Source organism: Micromonospora sp. NPDC005367 (assembly GCF_040606825.1).
Classification (GTDB): Bacteria; Actinomycetota; Actinomycetes; order Mycobacteriales; family Micromonosporaceae; genus Micromonospora.
In genome coordinates, this window is record NZ_JBEXFP010000039.1 from 15,119 (window position 1) to 39,179 (window position 24,061).

Annotated in this window: 20 protein-coding genes and 1 pseudogene; 11 read left to right on the top strand and 10 right to left on the bottom strand. The window is 71.6% G+C overall.

Annotated elements, in window-relative coordinates:
- Positions 1–51 precede the first annotated feature (51 nt).
- The 3 genes from ABZS42_RS23620 (at position 52) to ABZS42_RS23630 (ending at position 2,649) form a co-directional block, all read left to right on the top strand.
- Complete coding sequence (locus ABZS42_RS23620; RefSeq protein ID WP_355148639.1) at positions 52–363, top strand: hypothetical protein; 312 nt, start codon at positions 52–54, stop codon at positions 361–363.
- A 168-nt stretch (positions 364–531) separates the two neighbouring features.
- Positions 532–1,191, top strand: coding sequence for a response regulator transcription factor (locus tag ABZS42_RS23625; RefSeq protein WP_355148641.1), 660 nt, complete (start codon positions 532–534; stop codon positions 1,189–1,191).
- Positions 1,192–1,200: 9 nt separating this feature from the next.
- A complete protein-coding gene (locus ABZS42_RS23630; RefSeq protein ID WP_355148643.1) occupies positions 1,201–2,649 on the top strand; it encodes a HAMP domain-containing sensor histidine kinase in 1,449 nt (482 codons plus the stop codon).
- A 150-nt stretch (positions 2,650–2,799) separates the two neighbouring features.
- Here ABZS42_RS23630 and ABZS42_RS23635 read toward each other — a convergent pair whose 3' ends face one another.
- Positions 2,800–3,750 (bottom strand): TAXI family TRAP transporter solute-binding subunit, encoded by a 951-nt coding sequence (locus ABZS42_RS23635; RefSeq protein WP_355148645.1) that lies wholly within the window; start codon positions 3,748–3,750, stop codon positions 2,800–2,802.
- 129 nt (positions 3,751–3,879) lie between these two features.
- Positions 3,880–4,791, bottom strand: a complete 912-nt coding sequence (locus ABZS42_RS23640) for an AraC family transcriptional regulator (RefSeq protein WP_355148647.1) — start codon at positions 4,789–4,791, stop codon at positions 3,880–3,882.
- Positions 4,792–4,873: 82 nt separating this feature from the next.
- Here ABZS42_RS23640 and ABZS42_RS23645 point away from each other — a divergent pair, with 82 nt between their 5' ends.
- Positions 4,874–5,839, top strand: coding sequence for an SDR family NAD(P)-dependent oxidoreductase (locus ABZS42_RS23645; protein WP_355148649.1), 966 nt, complete (start codon positions 4,874–4,876; stop codon positions 5,837–5,839).
- Between the two features lie 271 nt (positions 5,840–6,110).
- On the opposite strand, the gene ABZS42_RS23650 is transcribed toward ABZS42_RS23645, so the two are convergent.
- The 3 genes from ABZS42_RS23650 to ABZS42_RS23660 all read right to left on the bottom strand — a co-directional run bounded on the left by ABZS42_RS23650 (position 6,111) and on the right by ABZS42_RS23660 (position 9,379).
- The gene (locus ABZS42_RS23650) at positions 6,111–6,794 is read right to left on the bottom strand and encodes a hypothetical protein (RefSeq protein ID WP_355148651.1); all 684 of its coding nucleotides are present in this window, start codon (positions 6,792–6,794) and stop codon (positions 6,111–6,113) included.
- Positions 6,795–6,951: 157 nt separating this feature from the next.
- Entirely contained in the window at positions 6,952–7,749 is a 798-nt protein-coding gene (gene yaaA, locus ABZS42_RS23655; protein WP_355148653.1) for a peroxide stress protein YaaA, read from the bottom strand.
- Between the two features lie 10 nt (positions 7,750–7,759).
- Positions 7,760–9,379, bottom strand: a complete 1,620-nt coding sequence (locus ABZS42_RS23660; protein WP_355148719.1) for a hypothetical protein — start codon at positions 9,377–9,379, stop codon at positions 7,760–7,762.
- 126 nt (positions 9,380–9,505) lie between these two features.
- Here ABZS42_RS23660 and ABZS42_RS23665 point away from each other — a divergent pair, with 126 nt between their 5' ends.
- A complete protein-coding gene (locus ABZS42_RS23665) occupies positions 9,506–10,549 on the top strand; it encodes a phosphatase domain-containing protein (RefSeq protein WP_355148655.1) in 1,044 nt (347 codons plus the stop codon).
- 609 nt (positions 10,550–11,158) lie between these two features.
- Here ABZS42_RS23665 and ABZS42_RS23670 read toward each other — a convergent pair.
- Positions 11,159–11,938, bottom strand: coding sequence for an SDR family oxidoreductase (locus ABZS42_RS23670; RefSeq protein ID WP_355148721.1), 780 nt, complete (start codon positions 11,936–11,938; stop codon positions 11,159–11,161).
- Between the two features lie 323 nt (positions 11,939–12,261).
- Between ABZS42_RS23670 and ABZS42_RS23675 the strand changes: the two are divergent.
- The 3 genes and pseudogenes from ABZS42_RS23675 to ABZS42_RS23685 all read left to right on the top strand — a co-directional run.
- A pseudogene (locus ABZS42_RS23675) lies at positions 12,262–12,513 on the top strand (IS5/IS1182 family transposase); the annotation flags it as partial.
- 364 nt (positions 12,514–12,877) lie between these two features.
- Complete coding sequence (locus tag ABZS42_RS23680; protein ID WP_355148657.1) at positions 12,878–13,234, top strand: DNA-binding protein; 357 nt, start codon at positions 12,878–12,880, stop codon at positions 13,232–13,234.
- Positions 13,231–13,476 (top strand): transcriptional regulator, encoded by a 246-nt coding sequence (locus tag ABZS42_RS23685; RefSeq protein WP_355148659.1) that lies wholly within the window; start codon positions 13,231–13,233, stop codon positions 13,474–13,476. The genes ABZS42_RS23680 and ABZS42_RS23685 overlap by 4 nt, the downstream gene beginning before the upstream one ends.
- On the opposite strand, the gene glgB is transcribed toward ABZS42_RS23685, so the two are convergent.
- Together glgB and ABZS42_RS23695 are read right to left on the bottom strand one after the other, a co-directional pair.
- Entirely contained in the window at positions 13,463–15,565 is a 2,103-nt protein-coding gene (gene glgB, locus ABZS42_RS23690; protein WP_355148661.1) for a 1,4-alpha-glucan branching protein GlgB, read from the bottom strand. The two genes, ABZS42_RS23685 and glgB, sit on opposite strands and share 14 nt — an antisense overlap.
- Positions 15,553–17,631 carry a maltotransferase domain-containing protein gene (locus ABZS42_RS23695; RefSeq protein ID WP_355148664.1) on the bottom strand — a complete coding sequence of 693 codons (2,079 nt, stop codon included), beginning with the start codon at positions 17,629–17,631 and terminating at the stop codon, positions 15,553–15,555. The genes glgB and ABZS42_RS23695 overlap by 13 nt, the downstream gene beginning before the upstream one ends.
- 184 nt (positions 17,632–17,815) lie before the next feature.
- On the opposite strand from ABZS42_RS23695, the gene ABZS42_RS23700 reads away from it, so the two are divergent.
- On the top strand, positions 17,816–18,760 hold the full coding sequence (locus ABZS42_RS23700) for an inositol-3-phosphate synthase (RefSeq protein WP_355148666.1): 945 nt from the start codon (positions 17,816–17,818) through the stop codon (positions 18,758–18,760).
- A gap of 33 nt (positions 18,761–18,793) precedes the next feature.
- Here ABZS42_RS23700 and glgA read toward each other — a convergent pair whose 3' ends face one another.
- Positions 18,794–20,014, bottom strand: a complete 1,221-nt coding sequence (gene glgA, locus ABZS42_RS23705) for a glycogen synthase (RefSeq protein ID WP_355148668.1) — start codon at positions 20,012–20,014, stop codon at positions 18,794–18,796.
- A 70-nt stretch (positions 20,015–20,084) separates the two neighbouring features.
- Between glgA and glgC the strand changes: the two genes are divergently transcribed.
- Both glgC and pgm read left to right on the top strand, forming a co-directional pair.
- Positions 20,085–21,317, top strand: coding sequence for a glucose-1-phosphate adenylyltransferase (gene glgC / locus ABZS42_RS23710; RefSeq protein ID WP_355148670.1), 1,233 nt, complete (start codon positions 20,085–20,087; stop codon positions 21,315–21,317).
- Positions 21,318–21,394: 77 nt separating this feature from the next.
- Positions 21,395–23,038: a phosphoglucomutase (alpha-D-glucose-1,6-bisphosphate-dependent) gene (gene pgm / locus ABZS42_RS23715; protein ID WP_355148672.1), complete on the top strand. Its 1,644-nt coding sequence runs from the start codon at positions 21,395–21,397 to the stop codon at positions 23,036–23,038.
- 82 nt (positions 23,039–23,120) lie between these two features.
- Here pgm and ABZS42_RS23720 read toward each other — a convergent pair whose 3' ends face one another.
- Entirely contained in the window at positions 23,121–24,044 is a 924-nt protein-coding gene (locus tag ABZS42_RS23720; protein WP_355148674.1) for an NAD(+)/NADH kinase, read from the bottom strand.
- Positions 24,045–24,061: the final 17 nt, after the last annotated feature.

The window sequence follows — 24,061 nt, forward strand, 5'->3', positions numbered from 1 at the left end:
CCGCCCGGCCCGGCATGCTCGGAGGCGGAGCGGGTCGCGGAGGGGTGAGCGATGCGGAACTACGACGACGACTGGACCGACAGCCAGCGTGCGCTGTACGACGAGTGCTACCAGGCCGGCGGTGACTGGGCCGAGGACCCGGACACTCCCTCCGACGACGTGCAGTACGTGATCAACCTGGCGGAGGGGGACGACGACTCCCTCGGGGACGCGGAACTCGACTACCCGCCCCTGGTCGACGCGGTCACCCAGGCCACCGGGGAGAACATCACGAGCGTGCCCGCGAGCCACCACGACCCGGCCTTCCGGGGCTTCCTGGACGGCGTGCGCGACGCCGTCGGAGACGACACCTTCGGTCTCTGACCACCGGCGCGCGCACCCGCCGCCCGCGCCCGCACCCGGCGACCGTCGCCGGGCGAGTCGCCCCCACGCCTCGGCCGTCCGGCGCGGCCTGCCACCGGGGCGGCCCTCCCGCCCGGACCGGCCCATCTGCCACCATTCCCCAGGACCAACGGTTCGACGGATGGGGGCATGGTGCGGATCCTGCTGGTCGAGGACGATCGTCGGGTGGCCGCCGCTCTGTCGTCCGCGCTGGGCCGCCGTGGCTACGAGGTGGAACACGCGGCCACTGTCGCCGCGGCGCTCTCCGCCGCCCCGTGCGACCTGGTGCTGCTCGACCTGACCCTGCCCGACGGGGACGGCACCGACCTGTGCCGGGAACTGCGCCGGCGCAGCAGCCAGCTCGGCATCATCGCGGTCACCGCCCGGGGCGAGGAACGGGACCGGGTGCTCGGCCTGCGGCTCGGCGCCGACGACTACGTGGTCAAGCCGTTCTCGATGGTGGAGTTGCAGGCCCGGATCGAGGCGGTGCTGCGGCGTACGGCGCAGGCCGCCCCGGAACGCAACCTGATCGAGGCCGGCTCGGTCCGCATCGACGTCTCGGCCCGTACGGTCAGCGTTGACGGCCGGGACGTCACGCTCACCCGCAAGGAGTTCGACGTCCTGCTGTCCCTCGCCCGGCAGCCCGGGGTGGCGGTGCCGCGCGACCGCATCCTGCTCGACGCCTGGGGCACCACGTGGACCGACCGGCACACCGTCGAGGTGCACGTCGGTTCGCTGCGCGGCAAGCTCGGCGATTCTCGGCTGGTCGAGACCGTACGGGGCATCGGCTACCGGCTTCGGAACGAGTGAGGTGGACCGGTGCGTCGTCGGCTGGTGATCAGCTACCTGCTGCTGATGGTGCTGGTTCTCATCGCGCTGGAGACCCCGCTCGCGCTCATCCTGGCCACCCGGGAGACCGACCGGGTACGCGCCGACCGCCTCGCCGACGCCACCCGGTTCGCGTCGCTCGCCGGGCCGGCGCTGCGCGGCGGGAGCGCCGGCTCGCTCCAGAGCGAGCTGCGCAGCTACGACGAGTTGTACGGCATCGGCGCGGTGGTGGTCGACCGGGACCGGGGCACCGTGGTCGCCTCGACGAGCTGGCGCGCCGCGGCGGGCACGACCGTGGCGCGCGACGCGGCCCTCGCCGGGCAGCAGGTCAGCGGCCCGGAGTCGGTGTGGCCGTGGCTGCGCGGGCCGGTGATCGTCGCCGTGCCGATCAACGACGGCGGCGAGGTGCTCGGGGCGGTCGTCACGGCCAGCCCGTCCGCCGCGCTACGCCGTACGGTCACCACCTGGTGGCTGCTGCTCGCCGGGACCGGCATGCTCGCCGTGCTGGCCTGCGTACTGACGGCCTTCGGGCTGGCCGGCTGGGTGTTGCGCCCGGTCACCGAGCTGGACGCGGTCACCCACGAGATCACCAAGGGGGATCGCAGCGCCCGGGTGCAGCATCATCTCGGCCCACCGGAACTGCGCCGACTGGTGGCCAGTTTCAACACCATGGCGGACGCGGTCTCGGACGTCATGGACCGCCAGCGTGCCTTCGTCGCCCACGCGAGCCATCAGCTCCGCAACCCGTTGACCGCGCTGCGGCTGCGGGTGGAGGAGCTGGGCCCGAGCCTGACCGACCCGCAGGGCCGGACCGAGCACGGGCTGGCCCTGGAGGAGACCGACCGCCTCGCGCTGGTGCTGGACGGGCTGCTCACCCTGGCCCGCGCCGAGCGTCAGGAGAACGAGCGGGTCACCGTCGACGCGGCCGAGGTGGCGGCCTCCCGCGTCGCCGCGTGGCGACCGTTGGCCCGGCACCGGTCGGTCTCGCTCGGCCTCGTCACCCGCGACGCGCCGGCGTACGCGCGGACCGTCCCGACGGCCGTGGACCAGGTGCTCGACGCGCTCATCGACAACGCCGTCAAGTTCAGCGGCGCCGGCGGTGAGGTGACCGTGACCGTGGCGACCTGCGACGGGGGAGTGTCGCTCGAGGTGCGGGACAACGGGCCGGGGATGACGGCGAGTCAGCTCGGCCAGGCGACCGAGCGGTTCTGGCGTGCGCCGGATGTGCAGAACGTGGACGGCGCTGGCCTCGGCCTGGCCATCGCGGCCGTGCTGATCGACGCGTCGGACGGGCGGCTCACCATGCGGGCGGCAGAGCCCCGTGGCCTGGTCGCCGGGCTCTGGTTTCCCGGTCCGGACGGCGGGCCGACGCCACCCGGGTCCGATACCGACCCGGTGTCGCAGCGGCTGCCGACGGCGGTCGCGGGCGTGCGGCAGTAAGCCGCCCGCCTGCCCGCGCTGCCCGCGCTGCCCGCGGGTACCCGCCAAGATCGTGCTCGATCCTGGATGTAGTGGCCTCCGACCCGTGGTGAGACCACTGGAAACAAGAAATTGCACGATGTCGACCGCGCGGCCGCTACCGGCGCCGGGTCAGGGCTTCGCCGCGCGGTACCAGGCGGCCGCGCCGGGATGCAGCGGCAGCGGCGAGGTGGCGATCGCCGAGCGGGGACTCATCCGTCCGGCCGCGGGGTGCGCGGCGGCCAGCTCCGAGCGCCGCTCCATGAGCAGGCGGGTCACGTTCCGGACCAGTGGCTCGGGCAGGTCGGTGCGAACGATCAGGAAGTTCGGGTCGGCGACCGTGGTGATCGGATCCACCCCGTACACCGAGCGTGGGATGTCCCGGGAGACGTAGACGTCCCCGTATCGTTCCCGCAGCGGTTCGGTCCAGTCGCCGAGGTCGACGATCCGGGTGGGGCTGCCCAACGCCAGGTCGGCGATGGCCCGCACCGGCAGGCCGCCGGAGAAGAAGAACGCGTCGATCCGGCCGGATCGCAACGCGGCCACCGACTCGTCCAGGTTGAGCCGGGCCCGTTGGATCAGGTCGCCGCTCAGGCCGGCCACGTTGAGCAGCCGGGTCGCGGTGATCTCGGTGCCGGAGCCGGCCGGGCCGAGGGAGACCCGCCGGCCGCGCAGGTCGGCGATCGTGTACACCGGGCCGGCACCGGACGCGACCAGGTGCAACTGGTCGTCGTAGACCCGGGCGATCGCGGCCACCCGGGGATCCGGGCCGGGCACCGCCGGCAGCACGTCGGCCTGGGTGAAACCGAGCTCGGCCTCGCCGGAGCCGACCAGGCGTACGTTCTCCGCCGAGGCGGCGGTCACCACGACACTGGCCCGAACCCCGGGCAGCTCCCGGTTGAGGATGGCGGCCAGCGACTCGCCGAACGCGTGGTAGACCGCGGTCGGGCTGCCCGTGGCGATCCGGATCGTCACCGGCTCGCCGGGCGTGTCCCGGCATCCGGCGAGGCCGACGATAACGGCGAGCAGCACCGCCAGCAGCGCTGCGGGTGGGGCGGCGCGCCCGGGCCAGGTACGACTCACGGGCTGCACTCTGCGCCCGGCGTCCGGGCCGGCGCAACCCCCGCCACTACGGGTCTCGCCTGGCCGTACGGCTCGATGTGCCGCTCGCCCGGGGTATCCGGTGTCGGCTCGGCGGGTCTCGTGGCGAGCTCAGCCGGCCAGGGTGAAACGGCTGCGGTAGGCGCGCGGCGACAGACCGGTGGTGCGCTTGAACGCCACACTGAGCGCGCTCTCGGAGCCGTACCCGACCGCCCGGGCGATGCTGCCCAGGGTCTCGTCGCCGCGGCGGATCCGGTCGGCGGCGAGCTCGATCCGCCAGCCCGTGAGGTACTCCAACGGGCTCCGTCCGACGACCTCCTTGAACCGGGCGGCCAGCGTGGACCGGGAGACCGCGGCGACCCGGGCCAGCTCCGCCACGGTCCACGGCTGGGCGGGGCGGGCGTGCATCGCCCGCAGCGCGGGGCCGAGCACCGGATCGGCCAGGCCGGCCAGCCAGCCCGAGCCGCCGGACCGGGCGAGGTGCAGGCGCAGCACGCGGATCAGCATGACCAGGGCGAGATGCTCGGCGACCAGCCGGCCGCCCGGCGGCGCCTCCCGTAGCTCAACGTCGATCTCCTCGACGGCCCAGCGTACGGTCGCGGCCTCGGGCGTCGCGGCAGGCACGTGGATGACCGGTGGCAGCGCGTCCAGCAGCAGGGCACGGGCGCGTTCGGTGAAGGAGAACGCGCCGCCGATCAGGAACACGTCGTCGCCGGTGCCGGCACGGGCCACCCCGTCGACGGCTGCCTCGAAGATCGGCTCGGCCGGTTCGGGCGGGACGTCCGGGTCGCCGGCCAGGGTGAACGCCCGGGGCCTGGTCAGCAGGAAGCAGTCGCCCGGGGCCAGGATCACCGGCTCGGGCACGCCGTCGACCCGCAGCAGGCAGTCGCCGCGCCGGACGGAGTTGAACTTGACGCCGGCCGGCGGGTCGAAGCGGACCGCCCAGCGGCCGCCGGCCGCCAGCGCGGCGGACAGCCGGCTGGTCGCGCCGACCAGCGCGAGCACATCTTCCAACGGGTCCACGGTTGCTCCTCTGGACGCTGCCTAAAGACTGGCGGACTCTAAACTACAGACAGTCCGAATGGTCGCCCGTAGCGTCGATACCATGACCGCCGAGACACCACTCAGCACCCCGTTGACCGCCCGTACCACCGCCGCCGAGATCCTCGACGGCGTCGACCTCACCAGTCGTCGGATGATCGTCACCGGTGGCGCCTCCGGTATCGGCACCGAGACCGTCCGCGCCCTGGCCGGCGCCGGTGCGGAGGTCACCGTCGCCACCCGCAACCCGGCCGGCGCCGACGAACTGGTGGCCGAGTTCGCCGGGTCCGGCCCCGGCGTCGTACGAGCGGCCGCCCTCGACCTGGCCGACCTGGCCTCGGTCGACACGTTCGTCGCGGGATGGGACGGGCCGCTGCACGCCCTCGTCGCCAACGCCGGAATCATGGCGATCCCGACCCGGCAGCTCACCCCGCAGGGCTGGGAACTCCAGCTCGGCACCAACTACCTCGGCCACTTCGCGCTCGCCCGTGGCCTGCACGGCAACCTGCGCGCCGCCGGCTCGGCCCGGGTGGTGATCGTCAGCTCCGGGGTGCACCGGCGGGAGCCGTTCGACTTCGACGACCCGCAGTTCGCGCGGCAGCCGTACGACCCCTGGTCGGCGTACGCCCGGTCGAAGACCGCGGACGTGCTGCTCGCCGTGGGCATCGCCAGGCGGTGGGCCGCCGACGGCATCGTCGCTAACGCGCTCAACCCCGGCTTCATCAACACCAACCTCCAGCGCCACCTGACCGAGGAGGCACTGCGGTCGTTCGGAGCGTTGGACGAGGCGGGCAACCGGATCGACCTGCCGCACTACAAGAGCCCCGCTCAGGGAGCGGCGACCACCGTGCTGCTGGCGGCGTCACCACTGGTCGAGGGGGTCACCGGCCGGTACTTCACCGACAACCAGGAGACCGAGGTGGTGGCCGGCGGCCCCGAGGCGACCCGAGGGGTGGCCGCGCACGCGTTGGACCCGGTTGCCGCCGACCGCCTCTGGGCGTACGCGGAGCAGGCCTTGAAGTCCCGCTGACCCGCTCGGGACGGGCTGACCTCTCCGGCCGTCGCCATGGGCCACGACCTGACCGGCATCCGGGCAGGCGCGCCGCCGATCGCCCGGCGCGCGCCGTCCGGTCCGGTCCGTGCCGTCCGGTCCGTGCCGTCCGGTCCGGTCCGTGCCGTCCGGTCCGGTCCGTGCCGTCCGGTCCGGTCCGTGCCGTCCGGTCCGGTCCGTGCCGTCCGGTCTGTAGCGTCCGGTGCGTGCCGGCGGCCTCGGGGCGGCTCCGGCCCGGATGCCGCCCCGGTCAGGCCGACGCGGCCGACTCAGCGGCCGGTGCGGGCGCCAGCGCGGTGTGCTGGAGGATCCGGTGCCGGTCCGGGCCGTCGGCCACGCTGACCAGGAAGCAGCCGGTGCCCGGCCGAAGCTCCGCCGGCACGCGGAGCAGGGCGGCGCTGCGGATCAGCACGGCGGCCAACTCCCGGTCGGTGAGCCGTACGCCCAGGATGTGCCGGCGGACGTGCCGCCCTCCGGCGAGCAGGGCCGAGCGCCAGGCCGCGGCGGCCAGCCGGGGCACCCAGACGCGGCGCGGGGTGGACGCGCCGGGCACCGGAGCGGCGAGCAGCTCGCGGCGTCCCTGCCACCAACCGGCCTCCATCAGGCGCGAGTAGCGCACCCGGTGCGTCGGCGGCACCCGGAGCCGGTGCAGTTCGTAGCGTCGACGCAGGCCACCGAAGGCCATCTCGTGCTCGACGGGAACGTCCAGCCGCTCCAGCAGCTGCCGCATCCGTTGGGCGGCGTCCTCCCGGTTGAATTCCACCGTCGAGGCCGGAAACCGGCCTGCCGCACGCTGCGGGCGCGATCCGGCCGGCGGTGGCATGCAGCGCAGCAGGCAGGCGGCCTCGAACGCGTCGGCCAGGGTCAGCCAGTCCAGCGGGGGTGGCGTCGCTGTGCGGCGCGGCCGTTCGAGTAGGGCGGGTTCGCGGGCCAACGGAGGTGCTCCCTTGCCGGAGTCGGGGTATTCCTACCGTGACCGGTACGCGCCGGACACGGAACCGATCCGGCCCAGCCTTGAGGAAATCTTGCGCACGCCCGGAGAGAGCGTGGGAACCCCCGCAGCGGCTGCGGCCAGGGTTCCCGGCAGGCTCCTACAGCTGCGTGACCACCAGATCAACCTGTCGCGGCCGGCCGGCCGGCGCCGGCTGCTCCACCACGGTGTACTTCAGGTCCCGCAGCGCGCCGATCAACTCGTCGGCGGTACGCGGCCGGACTCCGGCGAGCAGCAGGTCGCGTACCAGCCGCCCCTTGGTCGCCTTGTTGAAGTGGCTGACCACGGAGCGGACCGGCACCCCGTCCACCTCACGTTCGTGCAGCACCCGCACGGTCACCGTCCGGTCGGCGACGTCACCTCGTGCCGCCCAGGTCGCGGCGTACGCGCCGGAGCGCAGGTCGAGCACTGGTCGGTCACCGGCCGCCTCGGTCATCACCGGCCCCAGCACCCGCCGCCAGTACGCCGCCAACGCACCCGGCCCAGGCAGCTTCGCGCCGATGGGGCAGCGGTAGGGCGGAATCCGGTCGGTGAGGCGCACGGCACCCCAGAGCCCTGAGCTGATCAGCACCGAGCGGCGGGCCGCGCGGGTGGCGTCCGGCGGCAGCGCCGGGAGGTCCAGCGCCTCGTAGAGGACTCCGGTGTAGATCCGGGCGGCCGGTGCGGTGGCAACCTGCGGCAGCCGCGCGTTGCGTCGAACCTCGTCCCGCTGACCCTCGCTGAGCCCGAGCACGGCCCGGGCCGCCGCCTCGTCCGGCCCGCCGCAGAGGGCGACGAGCGCCGCGAGCACCTCCTCGCGGGCCGGGTTCAGCTCCGGCAGGGAGAGTTTGTCCAGGTCGAGCCGGCGGCCGGTGCCGGCGTCGGCCTTTCCCTCGGAGGGCGGTAGCAGGATGAGCACCCGGTGAAATCTACCGCCAGGGCCGCAACGGAGTCGCCGGGTGGTAGATGCGGTAGCCGCCGACATCGCGTACCGGTGTGCTGGCGACCCGGTCGCCCAGCAACCCCCGCAGGTGCCGCTCCGCCGGTGAACCGGCCTCCACCACGTAACCGGGCCGGTCGGCTCGTCCCACCTGCCGCCAGTACGGCGGGTACCGGTTCTGCCCGGGCATCAGATTGGCGTCGACCACCCCGCAGATCACGTCCTCGTCGGTGTTGAAGACGAGCCGGTTGCAGACCCAGTAGTCCGCGTACACCTCGCGGGGACCGTCGGCGCGCAGCGCGGCGGCCAACGCCCGGGCCTCCCGCTCCTCGGTGCGCGACGCCCCCAGACCGGTCGCGGCGAACTGCACGGTCACCACCAGCATGGCCGCCGCGAGTCCGGCCAGCACCCCGGTCGCCACCGCGCCGGTGAACCGGCCGAGCGCCCCCACCGTCCCCCGCCAGCACGCCTCCGCCGCCAGCCAGAGCGGCCAGAGCACCGTCGGCAGGGAGATCTGGAGCACCGACAGGTACCGGGCGTTCGCGAGCGGGTCGGTGGCGGAGAGCGGGCTGCGCACGTACGACAGCAGGGTGAGCACCGCGCCGAGGACCAGCGCGAGGTGCGCGACCCACCGGATCCGCACCGCGCGGGGCCCGCCGGCGGTGCGCCGGTACGCGATCAGCGTGAACGCCGCCGCGACGACGAGCAGCAGCGGGTAGATCGCGCCGAACCACCGCTGCGACGTAGCGCAGCCGCCGATCGGGCAGAGGCCGTTGGCCAGCGGCACCCCCTCCAGCACGCCGCCCTGAAACCGCTGCGACCACGGCGGTGACGGGCCCGCCCGGGTGCTGATCTCCCGGAACACCGACAGTGAGTCCTCGCCGGGCGGCGCGACGAGGTTGTCCCAGATCATCGGAGCGGCCCCTACCGCGAAGCCGACGACCAGCAGCACCCCGGCCCAGCCGAGGAGGTGCCGGCGCGCCCCGTAGAGCAGCAGCAGCCCGGCCACCGCCAGGTACGGCACGATCAACCAGTCCGACCAGAGCGCCAGGCCGGCGAGCAGCCCGAAGAGCCCGACGGCCGGCCTGAGCCGCCGGATCGTGCCGGTGCCCAGCCCCACCGCGATCAGCAGCATCAGCAGCACCGCCGCCTTGACCTCGGGCCGGCCGCCCACCACGGTCAACTGGTCGCGGACCACCCGTTCGGGGCCCAGCGCCAGCAGACCGACCACGAACGTGGCGAACCAGGGCGAGCAGATCCGTCTCATGAGCCGGTGGATCAGGTAGAGGAAGACCGCGTAGAGGACGAGCATCGGCAGCCGCAGCACCGGCCAGCTCGGCCCGGACAGCGCGATCAACGGTGCGGCCAGGTACGACTCGAGCATCCCCATGTAGCGCTGGCCGTACAGGAAGACCGGATGCGCCCGGCCCTGCGCGATGTGCAGGGCGGCGAGACCGAACGTGGCCTCGTCGCTGTTCGACACCGGCACCGTGAGCAGCGTCAGGACCAGCCGGTAGCCGACCCCGGCCAGGCCGAGCAGCAGCGCGACCAGCGCCGGCCGGTCGAGCCGCCGACGCCGGCGGTGCTGCACTGGTTGCGACACGACCACGCCCCCGTCGTCGTCCCGACCGGAGTGTTTCACGTTCGCCCGGGTGGGCGTGGGTGATCGGGGCAGACCCGTCGGGCTGCGATCGCCCGCGTGGCCGCCGCCACATCCGTGTGGCAGGGTGTCAGCGTGCCACCGACCCCCACCGGCCAGCTGGCCGTTCCACGCCTGCACCGGGCGGCGCGGATCGAGGATGCCATCCACCAGTTCTTCGAGCGCCGGCTGCGGCGCACAGGCTGGCGGATCAACATCGTCGCGTACACGTGCTACGGCGCTCCCGGCTGGGTGCGGGTGATGTGCCGGGTGCTGATCGGCCGTCCGGACACCCGGCAGCGGGCCCGGCTGGAGAAGGTCCGTGGCTGGCGCAGCTTCACCACCCTCCCGGCGAAGCACGTGACGGTCACCGTCGAGGCGGGCGGCGTGCGGCACGAGACGCAGACCGACCGTAGCGGGTTCATCGACACCGTGGTCGAGGCGGAGCTGCCGCCGGGCTGGGGCACCGTACGGCTGAGCATGCCGGACGCCGAGCCGGTCGAGGCGCCGGTCCGCATCCTCGACCCGGCCGTACGCTTCGGCATCCTCTCCGACATCGACGACACGGTGATGGTGACCGCGCTACCCCGGCCGCTGCTCGCCGCCTGGAACACGTTCGTGCTCGACGAGCACGCCCGGGCCGCCGTGCCCGGGATGGCGGTGCTCTACGAACGGCTGGTCACCGCGCACCCGGGCGCACCCGTCTTCTACCTGTCCACCGGAGCGTGGAACGTCGCGCCGACGCTCACCCGGTTCCTTTCCCGGCACCTCTACCCGGCCGGTCCGCTGCTGCTCACCGACTGGGGGCCGACGGCCGACCGCTGGTTCCGCAGCGGCATGGAACACAAGCGCAAGACGCTGGCCCGGCTGGCCCGTGAGTTCCCCGACGTGCGCTGGCTGCTCGTCGGCGACGACGGCCAGCACGATCAGGAGATCTACCGCGAGTTCGCCGCGGCCCACCCGGAGAACGTGGCCGGGGTGGCGATCCGCCGCCTCTCGCCGGCGCAGTCGGTGCTCGCCGGTAGCCTGCCCGCCCCGGCCGAGCGTCCGCACGCCTCCGGCCCGGTGGGGCAGCGGTGGTTCTCCGCCCCGGACGGTGCCGGCCTGTGGAAGCTGCTGGACGAGGCGGACCTGGTCTGACTGAGCGGCGCGGCGTTCGGGGGTGATCAATGGCGGGACGGCCGTCCAAGGCCGCTACTGCTGTTCCGGAGCTCCTCGCGGTGGGCGGCCAGGTACGCCGTGAACCCGTCGAACAGGTCCTCGGGGGTGCCCGGACCCCTGTGCCGGAGTGACGTGGCGCTCCAGGTACTCGTCCCAGCCGCCGGCGACGACCCGGATTTCGCGCAGCGCGCTGACCATCGCGTCCCGGCCAGCGCCGGCCACGGTTTGATCGCGGCGTCAATCGGGCTCGCTAGTGGCGTACGTTGCGGGTGTGAGTGCGGGCTGCCGCCACCGTTGCCATCAGCCCCGGGTCTCGGAGCGGGTGGAGTAACCAGACAACGAGGCCAACAGGCCCCAACGTCCTGCCGTGACCTGTGTCGTCTACCGCCGGGCCGATCGGCCGTCTCGTTCTGATGTGGTGTAACGCCACATCAGAACGAGACGGCCGTCCTCACGACCACACTCCATCAGGCAGCTGACCAGCGGAGACGAGCAACGGCTGGGCTGTCTCCAGCTGCCGTATCAGATCGCCTGCCGTGCGGTCTCCTTGGCGCGCGGCGGGTCCGATCGACGCCTTTGTGGGTGTGTCTAGTTGCGGCCTGCCATGACCCCGCCGTCGACGTTGAGGATGGCGCCCGTGGTCCAGCTCGAGGCCGACGAGAGGAGGAAGGTGATCGCGGAGGCCACATCCTGCGGGGTGCCGACACGGCCAAGCGGGTGCAGGCCGACCATCTGCTGCAGCGTGGCTTCCCGCTGGTCCGCGGGGATCCAGTCGAAATGGGGCGTATTGGTGACGGCGGGAGCCACGGCGTTCACACGGATGCCCTCGCCGGCGAGCTCGATGGCCAGGTTGTGCGTGAGGGCGTGCAGGCCCGCCTTGGCCATCGAGAATGCCGACGACGGTGTCAAGGCGAGGGCCTGGTGCGCCCACATGGCACCAACGTTCACGATGGCGCCGCCCTGACCGCCGGCGATCATACCCCGGACAACGGTCTGAGTCAGGAAGAACGTCGCCCTGTTGAGGTCGTGATAGGAGTCGTAGTCGGCTACCTCATGGTCGACGAAGGGCTTGAGTCGGACGAGCCCCGCCGAGTTGACGAGGAGGGTGGCGTCGGCGTGCTTCTCCGCCAGTTGCTGCTGGGCCTCGACGACCTGGTCCCAGTCCGTCAGGTCGGCCGCGATTGACCACGCGGTGCCGGAGCGCGACAGGTTTGTCACGGCGTCGTCGAGTTTCCGACCCGGCCGGCCAACGATCACCGCGCTGCCGCCCTCTGTGACCACGTCCTCCGCGGTCTTGAGGCCGATGCCGCTAGCACCGCCGATCACGACGATTTTTTTGCCTTCGAAGTCGGTGGTCACGCGAATCATTTCTCCTTTGGACATCAAAAACTTCTATCTTATTCCGCATTCTACTTCAGACTTGAAGAGCGGCTCTACACGGCCTCTATGGTGGCCGGTATGACGCTGATCGCAGTAAGTCATTCCGAGCAACGAGCCGGGTGCGGTGAGTAATTATCTGTCTTGTCTAGAACGTTCCGGACGCGCCGGTTGCCGAAGCACTGTTTGAAACGACGCAGGACCTCGATATGAAAGTGGTCCGACCACAGATCAACGTTATAGAGGTCGTGCTCGACATGACTGTCACGTACACCGCCGTGCTACCGCTACGCGAGGGGACCATCCGACGTCTGGCCGGGGCCACCGGATGCTCCCATGTCACCATTGACGGGGTCCTGATCGAGGTCGAGCGATGCCGCACTCCGGGACCGGTACCCGGCGTCGACCTCTGGCGGTCGGCCAAGCACGACCAATCACGGCGGCAATATCCAGGTCATCACCGTCGGCGACGGCTGGCCGATCTGGACCTTCGACGTGTGGCCCGGCCGCGAACACCACACGACACCACCGCCACGCGTGCCGCCGCCGAGATGCTGCCCGCCCTACACATCGCCGCCGTGGACCTGCGGCCGCTCGGCGACCTGGACGACGAAGGCGAGTCCGACACCATTACCCTGACGTTCAGGAAACCGTGCAACGGACGACCAGCCGCGACCCAACAGCAGTCCAGCATGTGATCACTACGCGTGATCCAGCCATTGCGTGAAATGGCTCACTGTCCGTGCGCGGTCGCAGAAATCCTACGTAACTGTGACGTGATCTCAACAAGAATCCGGCCGGTAGCAGTATTCGAAACAGATGAGGTGGAGAGCGGCGCGGACGATGTCGCCGACCTGCCGTAGGCTGGCGGCGCTGTGACGCAGGGCTCACCAGCGGCCGACGAGGATCGCGGAGCCGCGGGAGATTTTGATGACGTCCCAGGTCCAGGCTTTCCTCGATCCTTTCTACTCGGCGGACCCGACCAGCCATCGGCTGGTGAACCACGCGATCGTCGTACTCGAGCGAAACGGCCCCCACCCAAGGGCGACCGCTCGTGGACACGGTCACCGCGTCGAGGATCTCGAACATGAAGCAGCTGCGGCCGCCGTCGGGCGGGCGTACCGAGATCAGAACCTGTTCGTGCTCGATCCGTGGCGCTCCGCGACCCTGCTGGTCACCGGTGACAAGGCGGGGCAGTGGAGCCGGTCGTATCGAGACGCGATACCCGAGGCGGAGGACTTGTACGCGACCTACCTGACGGAACGTGAGAGGGAGCCGGGGCGATGAGTGAGGTCCGGCGTTGGCGGGAGTCCGGGCATCTGGAGCGGGCGGTGGAGACGCCGGCGGCCGGGATGCGTTCGACTCCGCCACGGGAAAGGTGCTCGACGAGGCGCGCGGTTGGCGGCCGACGGACCTGCGGAAGCGGCGCGGTCTCCACGCAGGATGTGCTCAACCGGTACATCGAAGCCCTCGGCGGCACCTTGAAGCTCATCGCCGACTTCGGCGACGAGCAACTCAAGGTCGCCTGAGCCAGAGCACGCCCAGCGGGGGCACCTGGAGTGCCGCGGACGCCGGTAGCCCGTGCCACGGCACGTCCTCGGCGTGCACCTCGCCCAGGTTGCCCACCCCGGAGCCGCCGTACGGCTGGGCGTCGGTGTTGAGGATCTCCAGCCAGGTGCCGGTTGCGGGCAGGCCGATCCGGTAGTCGTGCAGCGGCGTCGCGGAGAAGTTGGCCACGCACACGAGCATCCGGCCGTCGGGGGCGATCCGGATGAACGAGACGGTGTTGTTGGCGACGTCGTCCCCGGCGATCCAGCGGAACCCGGCCGGGTCGGTGTCCTGCGCCCAGAGCGCCGGGGTCTCCCGGTAGCGGCGGTTCAGGTCGGCGACGAGTCGCTGCACACCGGCCCGTGCCGGGTCGTGCAGCAGGTACCAGTCGAGGCCGCGCTCCTCGCTCCACTCCCGGTCGTCGCCCAGCTCGCAACCCATGAAGAGCAGCTGCTTGCCCGGGTGCGCCCACATGTACGCCAGCAGGGCGCGGACGTTCGCCAACTTCTGCCAGGTGTCGCCGGGCATCTTCCCGACCAGCGAACCCTTGCCGTGCACCACCTCGTCGTGGCTGATCGGCAGCACGTAGTTCTCGCTCCAGGCGTACGCCAGGGAGAAGGTCAGCTGGTGGTGATGGTGCTGCCGGTAGATCGGGTCCTTCGAGGTGTAGAGCAGGGTGTCGTGCATCCAGCCCATGTTCCACTTGAACCCGAAGCCGAGCCCGCCGTCCGAGGTCGGTCGGGTCACCCCCGGCCAGGCCGTCGACTCCTCGGCGACCATCAGCACCCCCGGGTGGTGCTTGTAGACGGTCGCGTTGACCTCCTGGAGGAAGGCGATGGCTTCCAGATGCTCCCGGCCGCCGTACTGGTTGGGCGCCCACTGCCCCTCCGGGCGGGAGTAGTCCAGGTAGAGCATCGAGGCGACGGCGTCGACCCGCAGCCCGTCGACGTGGAACTCGTCGAGCCAGTAGAGCGCGTTGGCGACCAGGAAGTTGCGCACCTCGCGGCGGCCGAAGTCGAAGACGTACGTGCCCCAGTCGGGATGCTCGCCCCGGCGCGGATCAGGGTGCTCGTACAGCGGGGTGCCGTCGAAGCGAGCGAGGGCCCACTCGTCGCGGGGGAAGTGCGCCGGCACCCAGTCGAGGATCACGCCGATCCCGGCCGCGTGCAGCCGGTCCACCAGGTGACGGAAGTCGTCCGGGTCCCCGAAGCGGGACGTGGGGGCGTAGTAGCCGCTGACCTGGTAGCCCCAGGAGCCGCCGAACGGGTGCTCCATCACCGGCAGGAACTCCACGTGGGTGAAGCCCAGCCCGGTGACGTACTCGGTCAGCTCGTCGGCCAGCTCCCGGTAGCCGAGGCCGGGCCGCCACGAGCCGAGGTGCACCTCGTACACGCTCATCGGCTCCTGGTGCGGCTGCGTCTTCGCCCGCCGCTGAAGCCAGGCGGCGTCGGACCACTCGTACGTCGAGCGGTGCACCACCGACGCGGTGGCCGGCGGCACCTCCGCGTACGCGGCCAGCGGGTCGGCCTTGTCCCGCCAGCGTCCGTCGACACCCAGCACCCGGTACTTGTAGCGGGACCCGGCCGACACCCCCGGCACGAAGATCTCCCACACGCCGGAGGCGCCGAGCGAGCGCATCGGCCAGCCGTCGTCCGGTGCCCAGCCGGCGAACTCGCCGATCACCCGCACGCCGCGCGCGTTCGGCGCCCACACGGCGAACGCCACCCCCTCGTCGAAGACCCGCGCGCCGAGCACCTCCCAGAGCCGCTCGTGCCGCCCCTCGCCGATCAGGTGCAGGTCCAGTTCGCCCAGCGTGGGCGGGTAGCGGTACGGGTCGTCGTGTGTCGTGCCGTCGACCTCGACCCGGTAGTCGAGCACGGTGCCCGGCACGGTGGTCTCGAAGACCCCGGCGTCGTGGACCCGCTTCATCGGGTGCCGCTCACCGTCGACCAGCACGCACACGTCGACCGCACCCCGGCGCAGCGTACGGATGGCGGTCCGGCCGCCGGCCGGGTGCGCACCCAGCACGGAGTGCGGATCGTGGAAGTCCCCGGCTATCAGCTGGTCCATCGGAGGTCGTCCTTCTGGGCGGGGGTGGTCGGGGCGGTGCCGCCGGAAAGGTCGTCGGGAACGGACTCGGTGGTGAGTTCTCCCGGGGCGGTGGTGCACCCGGCCGGCGGCTCGGGCGGGACCGGGCGGCGCACGGTCAGCACGTGTGCGGGCTGCAGGTACGGGTCGAGCCGCACCGCGTTGCGCTGCCCCCAGTCGTAGCTGGCGCCGGTCAGCTCGTCGTGCACGGTGAACCGCTCGTGCCAGTCGAGGCCGAGCGCCGGCATGTCCAGCGTGGTGTTGCCCCACTGCACCTCGCCCGGGTCGAACGAGCACACCACGATGACCGTGTCGCCGGTGTCGGCGTCCCGTTTGGACCAGCAGAGCAGCGCCGGGTTGTCGATGTCGTGGAAGCGCAGGTTACGCAGCCGGTGCAGGGCCGGGTGCTCCCGGCGTACCCGGTTGAGGATGGCGACGAACGGCGCGAGGGAGCGGCCCTGCTCCTGCGCGTCGGCCCAGTCGCGGGGGCGCAGCTCGTACTTCTCGTTGTCCAGGTACTCCTCGGCGCCCGGGCGGGCCACGTGCTCGAACAGCTCGTAGCCCGCGTACATGCCCCAGGAGGGGGAGAGCAGCGCGGCCAGCACCGCCCGGATCTTGAACATCGGCGGGCCGCCGTGCTGCAACGACTCGTGCAGAATGTCCGGGGTGTTCGGCCAGAAGTTCGGGCGCATGTAGTCGGCCGCCGCGACCAGTTCCTCGCAGTACGCCCGCATCTCGGCGGCCGTCGTCCGCCAGGTGAAGTACGTGTACGACTGGGTGAAGCCGATCCTGCCGAGGCCGTGCATGATCGCCGGCCGGGTGAACGCCTCGGCGAGGAAGAGCACGTCCGGCTCGACCTGCTTGACCTCCCAGATCAACCAGTGCCAGAAGTCGAACGGCTTGGTGTGCGGGTTGTCCACCCGGAAGATCCGGATGCCCTCGCCGACCCAGTGCAGCACCACCCGCAGGATCGCCGCCCGGATGCCCTCCGGGTCGTTGTCGAAGTTCAGCGGGTAGATGTCCTGGTACTTCTTCGGCGGGTTCTCCGCGTACGCGATCGTGCCGTCGGCCCGCGTGGTGAACCACTCCGGATGCTCGGTGACCCACGGGTGGTCCGGGGCGCACTGCAACGCCAGGTCCATCGCCACTTCCAGGCCCTGCTCGGCGGCGGCCGCGACGAACTCCCGGAAGTCCTCCGCCGTACCCAGGTCGGGGTGGATGGCGTCGTGGCCGCCCTCGGCCGCGCCGATCGCCCACGGCGAGCCGACGTCGTCCGGCCCGGCGGTGAGCGCGTTGTTTCGGCCCTTGCGGTTGACCCGGCCGATCGGGTGGATCGGCGGCAGGTAGAGCACGTCGAAGCCCATCGCGGCGACGCCCGCCAGCCGCTCCGTCGCGGTGGCGAAGGTGCCGGAGCGGGCCGGCGCCGCGCCCTCGGACCGGGGGAAGAACTCGTACCAGGCGGAGAAGAGCGCCCGCTCCCGGTCCACCCAGAGCCGGTACTCGTCGCCGGCCGTCACCAGTTCCCGCAGCGGGTACGCCCAGAGCAGGTCGGCCAGCTCCAACGCCGGCTCGACCCGCTGCGACAGCTCCCGGCCGGTGTCGCGCAGCGCAACCGCCGCCCGGATCACCCGCTGCCGCTGCGCCGCCGGCACGCCCGGCGTGGCCGCGTCCAGCAGCTGCGCGCCCTCGGCCAGGTCGTTGGCGAGCTCCGCCGGCCCCTGCCCGGCCGCGAGCTTCTTCGTCACCGCGTTCTGCCAGGTGAGGTACGGGTCGTGGAACGCCTCGACGTGGAACGTCCAGTCACCCACCGCGTCCGGCCGGATGACGGCCTGCCAGCGGTCCTGCCCCGGCTCGCCCGGGTGCATCCGGGCGAACGGCCTGGTCGTGCCGTCCGGGCCGGACCACACCACGTTGCAGCCCAGCGCGTCGTGCCCCTCGCGGTAGGCCCGCGCCGCCACCGGCACCAGCTCGCCGACCACGGCCTTGGCCGGATAGCGACCACACGAGACGACGGGGGAGACGTCTTCGATCGGGAACCGTCCACTCACCCCGTCAACCTACTGTGCGAGTTCCGCTCGCGCGCGGCAAGCAGGTCGGTCGGGTCACCACCGCGGCCTCCGCCTGTCCCCGGCGCACCGATCAGCGGTGATGACGAGAACAGGCCATTCCGGCTCTCGTCTCGAGGATCCTCAGCCATGGATCATTCCGGTCGAGATCAGTAGCCTCGCCTTCATGATCGAACGGGTGAGGCTCGCGGTCGTGGGCGTCGGTAACAACACGTCGGCGCTGGTGCAGGGGATCGCCCTGCACCGCCAGACCGGCAGCCTGGTGGGTGTCAACCGGCCGGTGGTCGACGGGCTCGGCGTGGCCGACATCGACTTCGTCGCGGCCTTCGCCGTCTCCGAGGAGAAGATCGGCAGGGACCTGACCGAGGCGATCTTCATGCCGCCCAACAACTTCCCTCCGCTCGACTGCGATCTCCCCAGGGCGGGCGTTCCCGTCACCAGGGGTCTCGTCGACACGAGCGAGGTGGATCGGGTGGCGGCGAAGCTGGCCGGGGCGGAGGTGCTGCTCTACTCGGCACCGAGCGGCCGGCCGGAGACGGCCCGGGCGTACGCCGAAGCCGCGTACCAGGCAGGTGTCGCCTTCATCAACACCACGTCCGACCCGGTCGCCCGTGACACAGGGTTGATGAACCGTTTCGCGGCGGCCGGCCTCCCGCTGCTCGGCGACGACCTGGCCAGCCAGTTCGGCACGTCGGTGCTGCACAACGCGTTGCTGCGCCTGCTTGCGGAGCGGGGCCTCACCCTGGTCAGTTCGTATCAGGTCAACCTCGGTGGCACCGAGGACTTCCGTAATCTGGTCGAGAACCCCAGTTCCAAGAAGCAGTCCAAACTCAACGCGTTGTCGGCGTCCGACAAGGTCGAGTTGGCCCCGCTGGGATACCTGCCGCAGCTGAGATCGCAGAAGGTGGCGCACCTCAACGTCGAGGCGCGGGGCTGGGGCGAAACGGCGGTCAGCCTCGATGTGAAACTCACGGTGCATGATCCGAGCGGCGCCGCCGGGGTCAACATCGACCTCGTTCGGATCGCGGCCAGCGCGCTCCGAAACCGGCACGGCGGATATCCGGCCGAGGCGACGCCGCTGCTCAAGTCCCCGCCCGGAACGGCGATCTGAGCGGACCGGATCCGGATCGGCACTCTGAGCGGATCAGCCTGCCGCGCCCACCGACCGGTAGATCTCCAACGTCCGGGACGTGATCGCGTCCCAGGAGAAATGCTCGACCGCCCGACGCCGACCCGCCTGCCCGAACGCCGCCACGCGTTGCCGGTCATCCAGCAGCTCGTTCATCCGCGCGGCGAAGTCGGCGACGAAACGCTGCGGATCCAGCGGTCGCCCGGAGCCGTCGTCGGCCTGCTCGATCGGGACCAGCAGACCCGTCTCCCCGGCGGCCACCACCTCCGGAATACCGCCGGTCGCGGTGGCCACCACCGCCGTCTCGCACGCCATCGCCTCCAGGTTCACGATGCCCATCGGCTCGTAGATCGACGGGCAGGCGAAGAGCGTGGCGTGGGTGAGCACCTGGATCACCTCGTGCTTCGGCAGCATCTCGGCCACCCAGACCACCCCGGACCGGTTCGCCCGCAGCTCCGCGACCAGCCCCTCCACCTCGGCCGCGATCTCCGCCGTGTCCGGTGCGCCGGCGAGCAGCACCAACTGGGTGTCCGCCGGCAGTTCCCGGGCGGCGCGCAGCAGGTACGGCAGCCCCTTCTGCCGGGTGATCCGCCCGACGTAGACCACGCTGGGCAGGGCCGGGTCGATGCCGAGCCGGTCGAGCACATCCGTGCCCGGATCCGGTGCGTACTGCGCCGTGTCGATGCCGTTGTAGACCACCCGCACCCGGTCCGGGTCGATCTCGGGGTACGCGGTGAGCACGTCCCGCCGCATCCCCTCGCTCACCGCGATGACCGCGTCGGCCGCCAGCATCGCCGTGCGTTCGCACCACGACGAGAGGGCGTAGCCGCCGCCGAGTTGCTCGGCCTTCCACGGCCGCAGCGGCTCCAGGCTGTGCGCGGTGACCACGTGCGGCACCCCGTGCAACAGCTTCGCGGTGTGCCCCGCCAGGTTCGCGTACCAGGTGTGGCTGTGCACCACGTCGGAGCCGGCGCAGCCCGCGGCCATCTCCAGGTCCACGCCCATCGTGCGCAGCGCGGCGTTCGCCCCGGTCAACCCCGGCGGCTCCGCGTACGCGGTGACGCCGGGCTCGGTGCGCGGCAGGCCGAAGCAGTGCACCCGTACGTCGGCGAGGCGGCGCAGCTCCCGGGCCAGGTACTCGACGTGGACGCCGGCTCCGCCGTACACCTCCGGCGGGTACTCGCGGGTGAGCAGATCGACGCGGAGCTGTCCGGCTGCGGGGGCGGAGTCGGTCATGCCCGCACCCTAGTGCAGAAGTCCGACCGTACGAGTGGTGAAGTCCGACGCGGATGGTTAGCGTCTCACCATGGCTGCCAAGGTGCTCGCGATCGTCCTGGCCGGCGGAGAAGGCAAGCGCCTGATGCCGCTGACCGCGGACCGGGCCAAGCCGGCCGTCCCGTTCGGCGGGATGTACCGCATGGTCGACTTCGTCCTCTCCAACCTCGCCAACGCCGGCTATCTCAAGATCGTCGTGCTGACCCAGTACAAATCCCACTCCCTCGACCGGCACATCACCAAGACGTGGCGGATGTCGACGCTGCTCGGCAACTACGTCACCCCGGTGCCCGCGCAGCAGCGCCGCGGCCCGTGGTGGTTCGCCGGCTCGGCCGACGCCATCTACCAGAGCTTCAACCTGATCAACGACGAGCAGCCCGACTACGTGATCGTCTTCGGGGCCGACCACATCTACCGGATGGACCCCCGGCAGATGGTGGAGGACCACATCGCCTCCGGCGCCGCCGTCACCGTCGCGGGGATCCGGCAACCGCTGTCGACAGCCGACCAGTTCGGCGTCATCGAGGTCGGCGAGGACGGCCGGCGCATCCGGGCCTTCCGGGAGAAGCCCACCGACGCGGTCGGCCTGCCCGACGCGCCCGACCAGATCTACGCCTCGATGGGCAACTACGTCTTCACCACCAAGGCGCTCTGCGAAGCGGTGGAGCGCGACGCGGAGGACAAGAGCAGCAAGCACGACATGGGCGGCAGCATCATCCCGATGCTGGTCGAGCGAGGCGAGGCGAACGTCTACGACTTCAAGGACAACGAGGTGCCCGGGAGCACCGACCGCGACCGCGGCTACTGGCGGGACGTGGGGACGCTCGACTCCTTCTACGACGCGCACATGGATCTGATCAACGTGCACCCGGTCTTCAACCTCTACAACTTCGACTGGCCCATCTACACCGAGCAGCCGCCGTACCCGCCGGCCAAGTTCGTCCACCAGTGGGGGGAGCGGGTCGGCCGGGCGGTCGGTTCGCTGGTCTCGCCCGGTGCGGTGATCTCCGGCTCCCTCGTGGAGAATTCGGTCGTCTCCCCGAAGGTCCGGGTGCACTCGTGGGCCCACGTCGACGGCGCGGTGCTGATGGAGGGCGTGGAGATCGGCCGGCACGCCGTGGTCCGCCGCGCGATCCTCGACAAGAACGTCTTCGTGCCCGAGGGCGCCGAGATCGGCGTTGACCTGGAGAAGGACCGGCAACGCTATGTTGTCTCCGACAACGGGGTCGTGGTGATCGGCAAGGGTCAGCGCGTAGAGCCCTGACGTCGGTCGTCGTACGCATGGAATCGGCCGCCGCCGGGAAGAAGGCGGCGTCCACCCCGTCTGAGGAGGTTGCCGCAGTGGCCCACCCCCGTGCCGGCCAGCCGGCCCAGCCCGCCGACCTGGTCGACGTGCCCCGGCTGATCACCGCCTACTACGCCGAGCACCCCGATCCGGGGGACCCGGCGCAGCAGGTCTCGTTCGGTACCTCCGGCCACCGGGGGTCGAGCCTGCGCCGCGCGTTCAACTCAGACCACATCGTCGCGGTCACCCAGGCGCTCTGCGACTACCGGCAGGCGCATGGCGTCGACGGGCCGCTCTTCCTCGGCCGGGACACGCACGCCCTGTCCACCCCGGCCGCGGTGGACGCGCTGGAGGTGCTCGCCGCCAACGACGTCACGGTGCTGCTCGACAGCCGGGACGGCTACACGCCCACCCCCGCTGTGTCGCACGCCATCCTCACCCACAACCGGGGACGTACCGGCGGGCTCGCCGACGGGATCGTGATCACCCCGTCGCACAACCCGCCCGACGACGGTGGGTTCAAGTACAACCCGACCCACGGCGGGCCGGCCGACACCGATGCCACGAAGTGGATCCAGGACCGGGCCAACGCCATCCTCGCGGGCGGGCTCGCCGAGGTCCGGCGGATCCCGTACGCCCGGGCCCGCGCCGCCGACACCACCGGGACGTACGACTTCCTCGGCCGGTACGTCGACGACCTGCCGGCGGCGATCGACCTGGACGCGATCCGCGCGGCCGGGGTGCGCATCGGCGCGGACCCGTTGGGCGGGGCGAGCGTCGACTACTGGGGTGAGATCGCGCAGCGGCACCGCCTCGACCTCACCGTCATCAACCCGACGGTCGATCCGACCTGGCGGTTCATGACCCTCGACGGCGACGGGAAGATCCGGATGGACTGCTCCTCGCCGAACGCGATGGCGTCGCTGATCGCCGCCCGCGCCGACTACCAGGTCTCCACCGGCAACGACGCGGACGCCGACCGGCACGGCATCGTCACCCCCGACGGCGGCCTGATGAACCCCAACCACTACCTGGCGGTGGCGATCGGCCACCTGTTCCGGACCCGGGAGCAGTGGGGCCCGGCCGCCGCGGTCGGCAAGACGCTGGTCTCCTCGTCGATGATCGACCGGGTCGCGGCCGACCTCGGCCGCCCGCTGCTGGAGGTGCCGGTCGGGTTCAAGTGGTTCGTGCCCGGCCTGCTCGACGGTTCGGTCGGCTTCGGTGGCGAGGAGAGCGCGGGAGCGTCGTTCCTGCGCCGCGACGGTGGCACCTGGACCACCGACAAGGACGGCATCCTGCTCTGCCTGCTCGCCTCGGAGATCATCGCGACGACCGGCCGGACACCCAGCGAACACTGGACCGAGCTGGCCGAGCGCTTCGGCGCGCCCGCGTACGCCCGCATCGACGCCCCCGCCACCCGCGAGGAGAAGGCCGTGCTCGGCAAGCTCTCCCCGGAGCAGGTGACCGCCACCGAGCTGGCCGGCGAGCCGATCACCGCCACCCTCACCACGGCGCCCGGCAACGGCGCCCCGATCGGCGGGCTGAAGGTCACCACCGAGTCCGGCTGGTTCGCGGCCCGTCCGTCCGGCACCGAGGACGTCTACAAGATATACGCGGAGTCGTTCCAGGGGCCGGAGCACCTGAGCCGGATCCAGCAGGAGGCGAAGGACCTGGTGACCGAGGTGCTCAAGCAGGCCTGAGTGCGTGGTTGCCGGTGCGAGGCCCTCCGGTAGGGCTCTCGTGCCGGCACCGGGCCCCGGCGGCCGCGGTCGTCCGGACTGGTCAGTGGGGTATCTCCCGGCGGTTGAGGTTCTCGCGGAAGTTCTGCGGAAGCAGTTCGCGCAGCTGTTCGGGCAGCAGTGGCAGGTCCATGAGGCTCAGCTTGAGCTGGTTGCGCTCCTGGTAGCGGCGCGGATCCAGGCGGACCACCAGCCCTGCCTCCCGGCGGTAGGTGATGTCGATCGCACCCTCGGAGGTCGCGTCGCGGAAGACCCGGCCATCCACCTCCACGGCCACCGGCCCGGAGTCGGAGGTGAGCTCCAGCCGCACATGCTCCTCCGGGGAGAGCACCACGGAACGGCTGATGCCGGCCATCGGCGCTGAAGGGGTGATCACCACCGCCTGGGTGGCCGGGGAGACCAGCGGGCCGCCTGCCGCGTAGCTGTACGCGGTCGAGCCGGTGGGCGTACTCACTACGAGCGCGTCGCAGCGGTAGTAGCCGTAGCGCTGGCCGTCCACGGCGAGGGTGGCGATGGCGACCCCGGCGCCGGGCCGGCGGATCAGCGCGATGTCGTTGAACGCCACCACGTCGTCACCGCAGACGTCGCAGGCCAGGCAGCCGTGCGCCTCCACGATGAAGTTCTTGTGCATGAGCCGGTCCAGTGCCTCGGGCAACTCCGGTGGCTCCACCTCCACCAGGAAACCCAGCCGCCCCAGATGCACGCCCAGCACCGGTTTCGGGTTACCGACCGTGGACCGGAGCGCGCCGAGCATGGTGCCGTCCCCGCCGATGCTGATGAGCGCGGTGACCTGGTTGACCAGTTCGTCCTGGGGGAGCGCTTCCACGCTCGCGGGCACGCGGTGCCGGTCCTCCTGGCGTACGGCGAGGCCCTTGCCGTGCCGGGCCGCCCAGTCGACGACGATCGCGATGATGTCGGAGGCGTCCCGCGTCGGGTGCAGCACCAGCCCGAGCAGGGTGCGGTCCATGGGTACACCCCATCACA

What these genes read in the sequence shown, in the direction of transcription:
- ABZS42_RS23680 (WP_355148657.1), top strand. Translation starts at nt 12,878, where the DNA reads ATGACGTCCCAGGTCCAGGCTTTCCTCGATCCTTTCTACTCGGCGGAC.
- ABZS42_RS23670 (WP_355148721.1), bottom strand. Translation starts at nt 11,938, where the DNA reads ATGATTCGCGTGACCACCGACTTCGAAGGCAAAAAAATCGTCGTGATC.
- ABZS42_RS23620 (WP_355148639.1), top strand. Translation starts at nt 52, where the DNA reads ATGCGGAACTACGACGACGACTGGACCGACAGCCAGCGTGCGCTGTAC.
- ABZS42_RS23625 (WP_355148641.1), top strand. Translation starts at nt 532, where the DNA reads ATGGTGCGGATCCTGCTGGTCGAGGACGATCGTCGGGTGGCCGCCGCT.
- ABZS42_RS23645 (WP_355148649.1), top strand. Translation starts at nt 4,874, where the DNA reads ATGACCGCCGAGACACCACTCAGCACCCCGTTGACCGCCCGTACCACC.
- ABZS42_RS23700 (WP_355148666.1), top strand. Translation starts at nt 17,816, where the DNA reads ATGATCGAACGGGTGAGGCTCGCGGTCGTGGGCGTCGGTAACAACACG.
- glgB (WP_355148661.1), bottom strand. Translation starts at nt 15,565, where the DNA reads ATGGACCAGCTGATAGCCGGGGACTTCCACGATCCGCACTCCGTGCTG.
- glgA (WP_355148668.1), bottom strand. Translation starts at nt 20,014, where the DNA reads ATGACCGACTCCGCCCCCGCAGCCGGACAGCTCCGCGTCGATCTGCTC.
- ABZS42_RS23685 (WP_355148659.1), top strand. Translation starts at nt 13,231, where the DNA reads ATGAGTGAGGTCCGGCGTTGGCGGGAGTCCGGGCATCTGGAGCGGGCG.
- ABZS42_RS23720 (WP_355148674.1), bottom strand. Translation starts at nt 24,044, where the DNA reads ATGGACCGCACCCTGCTCGGGCTGGTGCTGCACCCGACGCGGGACGCC.
- glgC (WP_355148670.1), top strand. Translation starts at nt 20,085, where the DNA reads ATGGCTGCCAAGGTGCTCGCGATCGTCCTGGCCGGCGGAGAAGGCAAG.